11 protein-coding genes and 1 pseudogene are annotated in these 13115 nt (G+C 61.5%); 2 read left to right on the top strand and 10 right to left on the bottom strand.

Annotated elements, in window-relative coordinates; all coding sequences use genetic code 11:
• The 8 genes from hutH to hutC all read right to left on the bottom strand — a co-directional run bounded on the left by hutH (nucleotide 1) and on the right by hutC (nucleotide 9396).
• Nucleotides 1-1524 carry a histidine ammonia-lyase gene (hutH, locus tag IF189_RS01885; protein ID WP_134825195.1) on the bottom strand — a complete coding sequence of 508 codons (1524 nt, stop codon included), beginning with the start codon at nucleotides 1522-1524 and terminating at the stop codon, nucleotides 1-3.
• A 145-nt stretch (nucleotides 1525-1669) separates the two neighbouring features.
• Nucleotides 1670-2500 carry a quaternary amine ABC transporter ATP-binding protein gene (locus tag IF189_RS01880; RefSeq protein WP_085711028.1) on the bottom strand — a complete coding sequence of 277 codons (831 nt, stop codon included), beginning with the start codon at nucleotides 2498-2500 and terminating at the stop codon, nucleotides 1670-1672.
• Nucleotides 2497-3348 (bottom strand): ABC transporter permease, encoded by an 852-nt coding sequence (locus IF189_RS01875; protein WP_085711027.1) that lies wholly within the window; start codon nucleotides 3346-3348, stop codon nucleotides 2497-2499. Before IF189_RS01875 ends, IF189_RS01880 begins: the two co-directional genes overlap by 4 nt.
• Before the next feature lie 70 nt (nucleotides 3349-3418).
• Nucleotides 3419-4387, bottom strand: coding sequence for an ABC transporter substrate-binding protein (locus tag IF189_RS01870; protein ID WP_096819949.1), 969 nt, complete (start codon nucleotides 4385-4387; stop codon nucleotides 3419-3421).
• Between the two features lie 71 nt (nucleotides 4388-4458).
• Nucleotides 4459-5931, bottom strand: a complete 1473-nt coding sequence (locus IF189_RS01865; protein WP_134825194.1) for a purine-cytosine permease family protein — start codon at nucleotides 5929-5931, stop codon at nucleotides 4459-4461.
• 82 nt (nucleotides 5932-6013) lie between these two features.
• Nucleotides 6014-7696: a urocanate hydratase gene (hutU, locus tag IF189_RS01860; RefSeq protein WP_192552738.1), complete on the bottom strand. Its 1683-nt coding sequence runs from the start codon at nucleotides 7694-7696 to the stop codon at nucleotides 6014-6016.
• A gap of 420 nt (nucleotides 7697-8116) precedes the next feature.
• Nucleotides 8117-8689, bottom strand: coding sequence for a HutD family protein (locus IF189_RS01855; protein WP_134825192.1), 573 nt, complete (start codon nucleotides 8687-8689; stop codon nucleotides 8117-8119).
• Nucleotides 8686-9396 (bottom strand): histidine utilization repressor, encoded by a 711-nt coding sequence (gene hutC / locus IF189_RS01850; protein ID WP_162803449.1) that lies wholly within the window; start codon nucleotides 9394-9396, stop codon nucleotides 8686-8688. Before hutC ends, IF189_RS01855 begins: the two co-directional genes overlap by 4 nt.
• Nucleotides 9397-9541: 145 nt before the next feature.
• Here hutC and IF189_RS01845 point away from each other — a divergent pair, with 145 nt between their 5' ends.
• The gene (locus tag IF189_RS01845) at nucleotides 9542-10906 is read left to right on the top strand and encodes a formimidoylglutamate deiminase (RefSeq protein ID WP_192552737.1); all 1365 of its coding nucleotides are present in this window, start codon (nucleotides 9542-9544) and stop codon (nucleotides 10904-10906) included.
• Nucleotides 10907-10954: 48 nt separating this feature from the next.
• Here IF189_RS01845 and IF189_RS01840 read toward each other — a convergent pair whose 3' ends face one another.
• The gene (locus tag IF189_RS01840; protein WP_134825190.1) at nucleotides 10955-11524 is read right to left on the bottom strand and encodes a lipocalin family protein; all 570 of its coding nucleotides are present in this window, start codon (nucleotides 11522-11524) and stop codon (nucleotides 10955-10957) included.
• Between the two features lie 31 nt (nucleotides 11525-11555).
• Complete coding sequence (locus IF189_RS01835) at nucleotides 11556-11810, bottom strand: hypothetical protein (protein ID WP_007952486.1); 255 nt, start codon at nucleotides 11808-11810, stop codon at nucleotides 11556-11558.
• A gap of 282 nt (nucleotides 11811-12092) precedes the next feature.
• On the opposite strand from IF189_RS01835, the pseudogene IF189_RS29050 reads away from it, so the two are divergent.
• Nucleotides 12093-13079 (top strand): annotated as a pseudogene (locus IF189_RS29050) (cache domain-containing protein); the annotation flags it as partial.
• Nucleotides 13080-13115 lie beyond the last annotated feature (36 nt).

Genomic DNA, 13115 nt, shown 5'->3' with positions numbered 1-13115 from the left:
TCAGTGCAAATTCGGCAGTACGTTGTGCAGCAGATCCGAGTCTTTCAACACGCTCGCGGCAGCGGCGATATCCGGCGCCAGCCAGCGGTCCTGATCGTAGGCCGGGACTTTCTCGCGCAGCAGTCGCCACGCCACATCGGTGCCGGCGCCGAAGCGTTGTTCCTTGAGAAATTCAAAGGCCTGAGCCGCCAACAGGTACTCGATGGCGAGGATCTGCGTGCAGTTTTCCAGCGCGCGGTGCAGCTTCAGCGCGGCGTTGGTGCCCATGCTCAGGTGGTCTTCCTGCAGGCCCGAAGTGACGTAGTTGTCGAGCACCGCCGGTTGCGCCAACTGGCGGTTTTCCGCGCACAGCGACGCGGCGACGTATTGCACGATCATCATCCCGGAGTTCACCCCCGGATTGGCCACCAGAAACGCCGGCAGACCGCTGACATGCGGGTTGATCAGACGGTCCAGACGCCGCTCGGCAATCGAGCCGATTTCGGCCATCGCGATCGCCAGCAAATCCGCCGCCAGCGCTACCGATTGACCGTGCGGGTTGGCCTGGGACATGACCCGGAAGTCGTCCGGCGTGCCCAGCAGCAACGGGTTGTCGGTGCAGCCGTTGAGTTCGGTTTCAATCTGCTTGATCGCGTGTTGCAGTTGATCGCGCGCGGCGCCGTGTACCTGCGGGATCGAGCGGATGCTCAGCGCATCCTGAGTGCGAATGCCTTTGCTCTTCGCGATCACTTCACTGCCATCGAGCAGCGCCCGCAGATTGACGCCGACCTGTTGCATGCCCGGGTGCGGCTTGAGCGCGATGATCTCTGCGTCGAACGCGGCGATCTGGCCGCGCTGCGCTTCGAAACTCATGGCACCGACCACGTCGGCCCATTGCACCAGACGCGTGGCATCGGCGATGGCCAGGCAGCCGAGACCGGTCATGCACGGCGTGCCATTGACCAGGCACAAACCGTCTTTCGCGCCGAGTTGCACCGGTTGCAGGCCTTCTTCGGCCAGCGCTTGCTGCGCAGAGACAACCTGCCCGCGATAGCTGACATTGCCGACGCCCAGCAGCGCGATACCGATGTGAGCCATGTGGGTCAGGTAACCCACCGAACCCTGGGACGGCACTTGCGGGGTGATGCCGCGATTGAGCAGCGCCAGCAGCGCTTCGACCACCTGACGGTGAATCCCGGATTTGCCGTGGCTGTAGTTGCGGATTGCAGCGCACATGATGGCGCGGGTCTGCTCGTCGGCCAGTACCGGGCCAACGCCGCAGGCGTGGCTGAGCAAAGTGTTGCGCGACAACTGGCTGAGTTGTTCGCCCTGCAGCGAGACGTTGGACAGACCGCCCAGCCCGGTGTTGACGCCATAGGCGCGCTCGCCGCTGGCGACGATGCGCTGGACGATGCCCTGAGCATTTTCGATGCGCGCCCAGGTCTGGGCCGACAGCTCGAGCTGCGCGCCGTGACGGGCTACCGCGACCACATCCTGCCAACGCATCGGGGCGTCGGCGATAACGATTTTTTCAGCCTGGGACATCACTTACCTCAACCGTAATTTTGATGCAGCTTCACCGGCCTCATCGCTGGCAAGCCAGCTCCCACAGGATCTCCGGTGCTCACACAATCCCTGTGGGAGCGGGCTTGCCCGCGATGAGGCCAGTCTGTGCACTGCAAAACTCAGATCAGACCACCGCCGCCCGCCGCTGCACGAAGCGGTCGACATACTCGTCCGCCGGCGAATGCAGGATCTCTTTCGGCGTACCGACCTGAATCAGGCGGCCGTCCTTGAGGATCGCGATGCGGTTGCCGATGCGCACGGCCTCGTCGAGGTCGTGGGTGATGAAGACGATGGTCTTGTGCAGAGTCTTTTGCAGCTCCAGCAACTGGTCCTGCATCTCGGCGCGGATCAGCGGGTCGAGGGCGCTGAACGCCTCGTCCATCAGGATGATGTCGGTGTCCGCTGCCAGTGCGCGGGCCAGGCCGACACGCTGGCGCATGCCGCCGGAGAGCTGGTGCGGGTATTTGTTTTCGTAGCCCTTGAGGCCCACGGTGTTGATCCAGTGCAGCGCGCGTTCGGCACACAGTTGCTTGCTCTCGCCGCGCACTTTCAGGCCGTAGGCGACATTGTCGAGCACGGTCTTGTGGGGCAGCAGGCCGAAGCTCTGGAACACCATGCTGATCTTGTGCCGGCGAAATTCGCGCAGGGCGTCCATGTCGTATTGCAGGATGTCCACGCCGTCCACCAGGATCGCGCCGCTGGTCGGGTCGATCAGGCGGTTGAAGTGGCGCACCAGCGTGGATTTGCCGGAGCCGGACAGCCCCATGATCACGAAGATCTCGCCGGTGCCGATGCTCAGGGACAAATCGTTGACCCCGACCACGCAACCGGTCTCGTTCAGCACCTGCTCCTTGGTCTTGCCCTGGCCGACCATGGCCAGCGCGTCCCTGGAACGGTTGCCGAAAATCTTGAAGACGTTTTTGACTTCGATCTTGCTCACGGTTGCGTTGCTCATTTGCTCACCTCATGCCGTGGCCGACCATACGCCTGGGTAATGCGGTCGATGACCACTGCGAGAATCACGATCGCCAGACCGGCTTCAAGGCCGCGTCCGACGTTGAGGGTCTGGATGCCCACCAGCACATCTTCACCCAGGCCACGGGCGCCGATCATCGAGGCGATCACCACCATCGACAGGGCCATCATGGTGGTCTGGTTGATCCCGGCCATGATGCTCGGCAGGGCCAGCGGCAGTTGCACGCCGAACAGTTGCTGCCAGCGGTTGGCGCCGAAAGCGTTGATGGCTTCCATCACTTCACCGTCGACCTGGCGGATGCCCAGGTCGGTCAGGCGGATCAGCGGCGGTGCGGCGTAGATCACGGTGGCGAAAATCGCCGGCACCTTGCCCAGGCCGAACAGCATCAGCACCGGGATCAGGTACACGAAGCTGGGCATGGTCTGCATGATGTCGAGCAGCGGCATCAGGAACGAACGCAGGCGATTGCTGCGGGCCGAGAGGATCCCCAGCGGCACACCGATCAGCACCGAGATGACTGTGGCGACCATCATCAGCGCCAGCGTCTGCATCAGTTTGTCCCACAGGCCGACGGCGCCGACCAGGAACAGCAGACCAACGATCACGGCGGTGGTCACGACCTTGCGGGTGGCGTGCCAGGCAACGCCCGCGACGATGGCCAGCATTAGCCACCACGGTGCGGCGCGCAGCAGGCCTTCAAGGTTGACGATGGCCCACAGCAGGGTGTCGGAGATATGGCGGAACACGTCACCGTAGTTGGTGACCAGTGCATCGACCCAACCGTTGACCCAGTCGGCGATGGAAAACGTAAAGCGTTCGGGAAACATAAGAGACTCTCAATCAAGGGGTTGCGATCAAGCGTCCGACTGCCGTTGCCGGCAGCCGGTGAAGCTCGACCTACAAGGCCGCGTCGATTTTCTTGGCTGCGTCGTCGCTCACCCATGCGTGCCAGACCTCAGGATGTTCCTTGAGGAAGATTTTCGCCAGCTTCGGCGACTCGATCCGCTCCTTGGTCATGCGACCCAGGTTCTGGTTCAACAGGTCGATCGGCAGGTTGACCTTTTCCAGCACGGCCACCAGCTCCGGCGCTTGCTCGTGGAAGGTCTTGGACAGGCCGACCTTGATGGTCACGGTCTTGTCGACGCCCGGTTTCTCTTCCAGTTTGACGGCGTCGATCTGACCCATCAGCGGCGTTGGCGACCAGTAGTAGAACAGGATCGGCTCGCCACGCTTGTAGCTCGACAGCACCGCCGCATCCAGCGCCGGGCCGGTGCCCGGGCGGAAGTTGGTGTAGGTGCTTTCCAGGCCATAGCTTTTCAGCATTTCGCTGTTGTCCAGCTCACAGGTCCAGCCGGCCGGGCAGTTGTAGAAACGGCCTTTGGACGGCTCTTCGGCATCCTTGAAGATTGCCGAGTATTTGCCCAGGTCAGCGATGTTTTTCAGGTCCGGCGCCTTGGCTTCGATCTTGCGCTTGGCATCGCCTTCGATCACGTAGCGCGGCACGTACCAGCCTTCAATCGCACCGACGACCGGCGCGCCGACACCGACGACCTTGCCGGCCTTCTCGGCCTTGTTCCAGACCTCGCTGCGGCCGACCCACTCTTCGGCGAACACTTGAATGTCATTGCTGCTCAGGGCGTTTTCCATGGTGATGGAGTTGCCTGGCAGGCTGTCGGTCTTGCAGTCGTAACCTTTCTCCAGCACGACCTGCAGCACGTCGGTCAGCAACATCGCGCTTTCCCAGTTCAGGCCGGCGAATTTCACCGGTTTGCCGGATTCGCACCAGCCGGCGGCCTGGGTGGCGCCGGCACTGGCCAGCAGGCCCATGGACAGCAATGTGGTCAGCAGGGTCTTGTTCGATTTCATTGTTGTGACGCTCCTAATCATGAATTGGCTTACGGCAGTTCAAGAGGCATCCAGCCCTGTCCACGTCCAGATCAGGCCTGCGCCGCAGCGCGGCCGGTCCCGTTTGCTTCAGGTTGTATAACGCTGTTCTGCTCGACCGGCAGAATCAGGTGATCGGGCACGCTGCCGTGCCATTTCTTTGCGCACACGTAGTAAAGCGCAGCGGGCAGCACCAGACCGATGATCCACGAGATATCCACATCACCCAGTGCGGCCACCAGCGGACCGGTATAGAACTTGGTGGAGATGAACGGCAGCTGCACCAGCACACCGAACACATAGACGCTGATCCCGAGGAGGTTCCAGCGTCCGTAGCGACCGTTCGGATCGGCCAGCGCCGGCACGTCGTAGTGCTCACGGGTAATGCAGTAGTAGTCCACGAGGTTGATCGCGCTCCACGGCGTGAAGAACGCCAGCAGGAACAGGATGAAAGATTTGAACGCCCCGAGGAACGAGTGCTGACCGAGCAAGGCGATCAGGGTCGCGGCACCGACGATCACCAGCACGAACACCAGGCGCTGCATCCGGCTGACCGTCAGGTGGCCACGGAAGCCGCTGATGATGGTCGCGATGCACATGAAGCTGCCGTAGGAGTTCAGGGTGGAGATGGTCACCTTGCCGAACGCGATGCTGAAATACAGCAGCGCCGCGGTGGCACCGGTGCCGCCCAGACCGACGATGTAAGCCACTTCATGACCGGCGAACTGGCCGTTGGCCGAAGCCGCCGCGAACACGCCGAGAATCATCGCCACCTGCGCGCCGATCACCGAACCGGCACCGGCAGCAAAGAAGGTTTTCACCGAGGAAACCTTGCTCGGCAGGTAACGCGAATAGTCAGCCACGTAAGGGCCGAAGGCGATCTGCCAGGACGCAGCCAGCGACACCGCCAGCAGGAAACTGCTCCAGCTGAAATGACGGATTTGCAGGAGTGCGCCGACATCCACCTGACTCATCAGACGGCTGAACAGGTAAACGAAAGCAATCACGCCGATCACACTGGCCACTCGGCCAATCCAGTGGATCACCCGATAGCCGAGCACCGTGACCACCACGATGACGCTGGCGAAAAGCAGGATGCCGACGGTGTCGCTGACCCCGAACAACTGGCCCAGCGCCTGACCCGATAGCACGGTGCCGGTCGCGGTGAAACCGAGGTACATCAGGCACACCAGCACGATCGGAATCGCCGCGCCATAAACCCCGAACTGCACACGGCTGGAGATCATCTGCGGCAGGCCCAGCTTCGGCCCTTGCGCCGCGTGCAGAGCCATGACGCCGCCGCCCAGCAGTTGACCGATCAACAGACCTATCAGCGACCAGAACACATCACCGCCCAGCACCACGGCCAGGGCCCCGGTGACAATCGCGGTGATTTGCAGGTTGGCACCCATCCACAGGGTGAACTGACTGAATAGACGACCGTGTCTTTCCGCTTCCGGGATGTAGTCGATCGAACGCCTTTCGATCAACGGTTTGTTGCTTGCACGATCGGTGTTGCCAGCCATGATTCAACCTCTGTGGATTGTTCTGGGTTTTGTTGTTGTATTGGCTTGAGCAGGAGCGAGCACGCTCGCTCCCGCCGGTTTCTTATTTGCCGGTGATCATCGGCAGGTTCAGCCCTTGCTCCTTGGCGCAGTCGATGGCGATCTGATAACCGGCATCGGCGTGACGCATGACGCCAGTGCCCGGGTCGTTGTGCAGCACGCGAGCGATACGCTCGGCTGCTTCATCCGTACCGTCGCAGACGATCACCATGCCCGAGTGTTGCGAGAAGCCCATGCCGACGCCGCCGCCGTGGTGCAGGGACACCCAGGTCGCGCCGCTGGCAGTGTTGAGCAGGGCGTTGAGCAGTGGCCAGTCGGAGACGGCGTCGGAACCATCCTGCATCGATTCGGTTTCACGATTCGGGCTAGAGACCGAGCCGGAGTCGAGGTGGTCGCGGCCGATGACGATCGGGGCCGACAATTCGCCGCGACGGACCATTTCGTTGAACGCCAGACCGAGTTTGGCGCGCTGGCCCAGGCCGACCCAGCAGATCCGTGCCGGCAGACCCTGGAAGCTGATGCGCTCGCGGGCCATGTCCAGCCAGTTGTGCAGGTGGGCGTCGTCCGGGATCAATTCTTTGACCTTGGCGTCGGTCTTGTAGATGTCCTGCGGATCACCCGACAGCGCCGCCCAGCGGAACGGACCGATGCCACGGCAGAACAGCGGACGGATGTAGGCCGGTACGAAACCCGGGAAGTCGAAAGCGTTTTCCACGCCCTCTTCCTGGGCCATCTGGCGAATGTTGTTGCCGTAGTCGAAGGTCGGGATGCCTTGCTTCTGGAAATCCAGCATGGCTTTGACGTGGACGGCCATCGATTGCTTGGCAGCCTTGATCACCGCGGCCGGTTCGGTCTTGGCGCGGGCGCGGTATTCGTCCCAGGTCCAGCCGGCCGGCAGGTAGCCGTTGAGCGGATCGTGGGCGCTGGTCTGGTCGGTGACCATGTCCGGACGCACACCGCGACGAACCAGTTCCGGGAGGATTTCGGCGGCGTTACCCAGCAGCGCGATGGAAATCGCTTTGCCTTCCTTGGTGTATTTCTCGATGCGGGCCAAGGCGTCGTCGAGGTCTTTGGCCTGCTCGTCGACGTAACGGCTTTTCAGGCGGAAATCGATGCTGACCTGCTGGCATTCGATGTTCAGCGAGCAGGCACCGGCCAGGGTTGCAGCCAGAGGCTGAGCGCCGCCCATGCCGCCGAGGCCGGCGGTCAGAACCCAGCGGCCCTTGAGGTCGGAGTTGTAATGCTGGCGACCGGCTTCAACGAAGGTTTCGTAAGTGCCCTGGACGATGCCCTGGCTGCCGATGTAGATCCAGCTGCCGGCGGTCATCTGGCCGTACATGGCCAGGCCCTTGGCGTCGAGTTCGTTGAAGTGTTCCCAGGTCGCCCAGTGCGGCACCAGGTTGGAGTTGGCGATCAGCACGCGCGGGGCGTTGCTGTGGGTCTTGAACACGCCGACCGGTTTGCCGGACTGCACCAGCAAGGTCTCGTCGTCGTTCAGGTTGGTCAGGCTTTCGACGATCTTGTCGTAGCACTCCCAGTTGCGCGCGGCGCGGCCGATGCCACCGTAAACCACCAACTCTTTCGGGTTTTCGGCCACTTCCGGGTCGAGGTTGTTCATCAGCATGCGCAGCGGCGCTTCGGTCAGCCAGCTCTTGGCGGTCAGCTTGTTGCCGCGCGATGCACGAATTTCAACGTCACGGAATTTAGTAGTTTTTGCGTCAGTCACGAAAAAGACTCCTCAGCGATCAATTCAAACCAACCCTGGCGATGGGCAAGCGGCTTGTGCGCTTCAATGCGCGACAAGCGAATCAGGGACGCTGCGGAGAACCTCTGACGACTCATACGCATACGTCTTTACTTGTACATACAAGCATATGCAATCGAGCGGCCAACTTGTTGGAGGGTTGATCAATAAAAATGCGGGTACGGCTGGAGGACGCCTGTATCAAGGGTTGTGGCGTGTATGAATTTTTTCGCGAGATAGGTTTGAACAAGCGGAAGGCGAGTTCATGTGCGTGGTTTTGCGCCACGCTGGGGCGTTCGGTAACAAGTTGGTGCGCGTTCGGGAACGTCGGGATGAAAAAAACCGCCGCTCTCAACAGCCCCTACAGGCACTGTTCAAAGCGGCGGTTTTTCACGAGTCGGATCAGCGTGCAGTCAGTTCGATCACACAGCAGCCCGCGTTGACGGCGATTTCCACCAGACCGGTGCTGCCGTCCAGTTGCAGGCAATCATGTCGACCAAGCTGCGAAGCGCTGTCACCGACCTGCACTTGCAGTAACTCGCTGACACTGAAAACGAGAACGGTGCCGGCGGAGCTGAAAAACCGCTGCTCGCCATCCAGCCACTGCAAACGCGCGCTGTAACGCTGCGGCGCGTAGATCAGGTTGAAATCGCGGATAGCACCGCCGAGCAAGGTGCAGGACACCTGGCTTTCGCCGCTGAAGGCAAACGGGTCGAGGGGTAACAGCGGCCGGGTGTCGTCACCGTCGACACACAGGGTCATACCGTCGCCCTGCAACACCGTGATCACTCGTTGATAACCGGTAAACGTCGAGAAGCCACCTGATTCGGCGATGTCGGCAATCGACAGGCGCCAGCCGAAACCGTCGAGGCCAGCACCGGCGTCACGGGTGATTTCTTCGGTGCTGCCGCCGCCGTTTTTCCACGGCATGCGCGGGTAGCCTTCGGCGCGTAAAACCTTCACTTCACTGCTCATTTATGAAACCGACCTTCCAGACGATGACGGGAACCGGGGTGGATCAGGCGCGCGGCGGTCACCGGCTGACGGCCCGACCAGGTACGGCGACGGATCAGCAGGCAAGGCTCGCCTTTTTCGATCTGCAGCAATTTGCATTCGGACGGTTCGGCGAGGATCGCTTCGACCACATGCTCGCCTTCGGTCAGCGGCGCAACCTGGTTCAAATAGGCGTATGGCGTTTGCAGGGTGAAGTCCTGCTTGAGGTATTCCGGGGCGACCAGCGCGTTGACGAAGCGGTCTTCGATCTGCACCGGAATGTCGTTTTCGTAATGCACGATCAGCGAGTGGAACACCTTCTGCCCTTCGCGCATGTCCAGGGCCAGGGCGCGCTCGGAACCGGCGGCCTCTTCTTCCAGGGTGATCACCTGGCAAGTGTGGCGATGGCCACGGGAGGCGATTTCGTCGGCGATGTTGTGCACTTCGAACAGCGCGGACTGGCTCTTCGGCTCGGCGACAAAGGTGCCGACGCCTTGCATGCGCACCAGCAGACCGTCGGCGGTCATTTCCCGCAGAGCGCGGTTGATGGTCATGCGGCTGAAACCCAGCTGGCTGACCAGCTCGCTTTCCGACGGCACGCGGTAATGCGGCGGCCAGTTACCACTGTCGATCTGCTGGGTAATCATCTGTTTGACGCGGGCGTACAAGGGCGCCGGACTGTCGCCCATGTTCGCGGCCAACGGAGAAACTGGAGGCGGAGTCGGCACGATGGATCCCTGTTCATTGGATAAGGTTGCTAGCTTGCCGGAGTTTACCGGGCAGGCAAACGTCTGTATATGTATATACAAATAACACACGATGGGGTGCTGAACCATGTCCGCCTTCTTTGCCGAACGCGCGCTGCTGCCTAACGGATGGGCCAACAATGTACGTCTCGAGGTCAGCGCCGATGGCGTATTGACCCGAATCCAGGCCGATTCCACCGCAGATGGCGCCGAACGGTTGAGCGGTCCGCTGCTGCCGGGCATGCCGAATCTGCACTCCCACGCGTTCCAGCGAGCGATGGCCGGGCTGGCGGAAGTGGCCGGCAATCCCAATGACAGTTTCTGGACCTGGCGCGATCTGATGTACCGGCTCGTCGGAAAAATCAGCCCGGACCAACTCGGCGTGATCGCCCGTCAGCTGTACATCGAAATGCTCAAGGCCGGTTACACCTCGGTCGCCGAATTCCATTACGTCCACCACGATCACAACGGTCAGCCGTACGCCGATCCGGCGGAGCTGGCGTTGCGCATCAGCCAGGCCGCCAGCTCCGCCGGCATCGGTCTGACACTGTTGCCGGTGCTTTACAGCCACAGCGGTTTCGGTGGCCAGACGCCGAACGAAGGCCAGCGCCGATTCATCAACAGCACCGAAAACTACCTGAAACTGCAATCGCGTCTGCAACCGTTGCTGGCGCAGCAGAAAGCCCAGTCGCTGGGATTGTGTTTCCACTCGTTGCGCGCGGTCACGCCGCAACAGATCAGCGAAGTGCTGGCGGCCAGCGACAAGCAATGCCCGGTGCACATCCACATCGCCGAACAGCAGAAGGAAGTCGACGATTGCCTGAGCTGGAGCGGCCGCCGTCCGCTGCAATGGCTGTATGAAAACACCGAAGTCGATCAGCGCTGGTGCCTGGTCCACGCGACCCACGCCAATCCGGAAGAAGTCACGCTGATGGCCAAGAGTCGCGCCATCGCCGGCCTGTGCCTGACCACCGAGGCCAACCTCGGCGACGGGATTTTCCCGGCGGTGGATTTCCTCGCTCAGGGCGGACGCATGGGCATCGGTTCCGACAGCCATGTGTCGTTGAGCGTGGTGGAAGAATTGCGTTGGCTGGAATACGGCCAGCGTCTGCGCGATCAACGACGCAATCGCTTGTATGGCGCGGATCAGCCGATGGTTGGCCGCACGTTGTATGACGCCGCACTGGACGGTGGCGCTCAGGCGCTGGGCCAGCCGATTGGCGCGCTGGAGGTCGGCAAGCGCGCCGACTGGATTGTGCTCGATGGCAGCGATCCGTATCTGGCCACGGCCAGCGGCGACGGGATCCTCAACCGCTGGCTGTTTGCCGGTGGTGATCGTCAGGTGCGCGACGTACTGGTCAACGGTCAGTGGGTCGTTCGTGACGGGCGACATGCCGGGGAGGAGGACAGCAATCGCGCCTTCACCCAGGTGCTGCGAGAGCTTTTGGGCTGACACAAAAAAACCTGTGGAGGGCAACCTCCACAGGTTTTTTGTTGCGCGTCAGTTGGACGTCTTGGCCATCTGCTGATCCGATGCGCGCCAGATCAACCGCGTGGTGTCATAACCCTGCTGACGCGCCTTGCTCAGCAGTTCTTCGCGCACCACACCATTGACGGTCGGCGTGCGGGACAACAGCCACAGGTAACGACGGCTCGGATCGCCAACGATGGCGGTCTTGTAGTCGTCACTCACGTACAGCACCCAGTATTGACCCTTCGCCGATCCCGGAATCAAGCGCGAAAACCAGGTATCGAACTCGACCCACAACTTGTCGGTCTTGCCCGGCACCTGTGGATAAGCCTTGCCCTTGACCTCTTCCCATTGCCAGTCCTTGGTCAGGCAACGGTTGAACACGCCCAGGTTGCCGTCCGATTCGAGCGTGTAACGGGCTTCGGATTGTGCGCAGTTGCGCTGGAAATACATCGGCAGTCGCGCCAGCTCGTACCAGGTGCCCTGGTAACGCTTGAGATTGACGCTGTGGACTGTCTTCGGCGCCAGCGGATCTTCACCGGTGGTGGCGCAGCCGGCCAGTACCAGGCCGGCAAAAAGGACAAGCAATAACCGCTTCATTGTTTTTCTCCCGTGGGCGCGTAGCCCCGGTTTACTTCAGGCCTTGGCCGGAAAACATCAACACTTTGTCACCGGCGTACTGCACGCTGATAAAGCTGTTCTTGTCGCCCCAGGTGCAACTGGACATACCGAGCGCACCCGAGCAATCAGTGGGCTTGCCGAGCAGCGTCTCCACTTCGGCCTTGGCCATGCCGGCCGAGAGCTTCGAGTAGTTTTCCTGATTGACCTTGCTGCATGCGGCCAACAGCACGCAAAACGACAGAAGGGCGATAGATCGCAGCGACATGGTGTAACTCCTGGAACGGAAGGGGGATGGCCTGGCGCCAACCAGAAGCTTAGAAGAGAAAACCCCTGTCTGGTTCCCTCGGCAGGCGGCTATTTATTGGCCCGCTCGTCCGGCATTCATCGGTAAATCAGACACTTTGTAGGGCTATTGAGCATTTCGTCGCCTTTAACAAAAGCGTCCTCATCTTTGTCGCGCGGCGGTCGAAATAAGAGCAGCGCAAAGCCCGAGAGTGTGGCAAATTGCCGCCCTTTCTTGACCAGCCCCTTCGCGGTAGCTCACTTAATGACCAGAAACATGAAATTCAGCCACAAGATCTTGTTGGCTGCCGCCCTCGTGGTGGCCGTAGCGTTCGCCTGTTTCATTTTGTTCAACGACTATCGACAACGCGAAGCCCTGCAAAGCAGCACCGAAGCGTCCATGCAGGAACTGGGCAGCCTGACCACCAGCAACATCCAGACCTGGCTGGAAAGCCGCATCCAGTTGCTGCAATCGATGTCGCAGCAGGTTGTCGCCGACGGCAGCGCCCCGGCCAGCCTGAAACGTATCATCGACCTGCCCGCCTACACCGGCAATTTCCAGCTCAGCTATTTCGGAGGCGCCGACGGCGTGATGTTCTCGGTCCCGGCCGGCAACCGCGCGCCGGACTACGACCCGCGCGCCCGTGGCTGGTACAAGGCCGCGAACAGCGCGCAGCAGACCATCGTCACCGAACCGTACATCGCCGCGTCGTCGGGCAAACTGGTGATCACCGTCGCCACCCCGGTACAGCGCCAGGGTCAGATGATCGGCGTGGCCGGCGCCGACATCGACCTCACCAGCGTCAGCGCGATCATCAACTCGCTGAACTTCGGCGGCCACGGCCACGCATTCATCGTCAGTGCCGACGGCAAGATCCTGATCCACCCGGACAGCAAACTGGTGCTCAAGACCCTGGCCGAGGCCTACCCAAGCGGTGCGCCGAAAGTCAGCCCGGGCCTGAAAGAAGTCGAGTTCGACGGCAAGACCCAACTGATCTCCTTCACCCGCGTCAACGGCGTACCGTCGGCCGACTGGTACGTGGGCCTGGTGCTGGACAAGGACACCGCGTTCTCGATGCTCAGCGAGTTCCGCACCTCGGCGCTGATTGCCATGGTGATCGCCGTGGTGATCATCATCGCCCTGCTCGGCATGTTGATCCGCGTGCTGATGCAACCGCTGCTGACCATGGGCCGCGCCATGCATGACATCGCCGAAGGCGAAGGCGATCTGACCAAGCGTCTGGTGATCCATGGCCACGACGAGTTCGGGGCGCTGGGTTTGTCGTTC

This window comes from Pseudomonas sp. IzPS59 (assembly GCF_014863505.1).
GTDB classification, from domain to species: domain Bacteria; phylum Pseudomonadota; class Gammaproteobacteria; order Pseudomonadales; family Pseudomonadaceae; genus Aquipseudomonas; species Aquipseudomonas kribbensis.
Note: the sequence above shows the minus strand (reverse complement) of the source record. Positions and strands in the feature narration are given on the sequence as shown.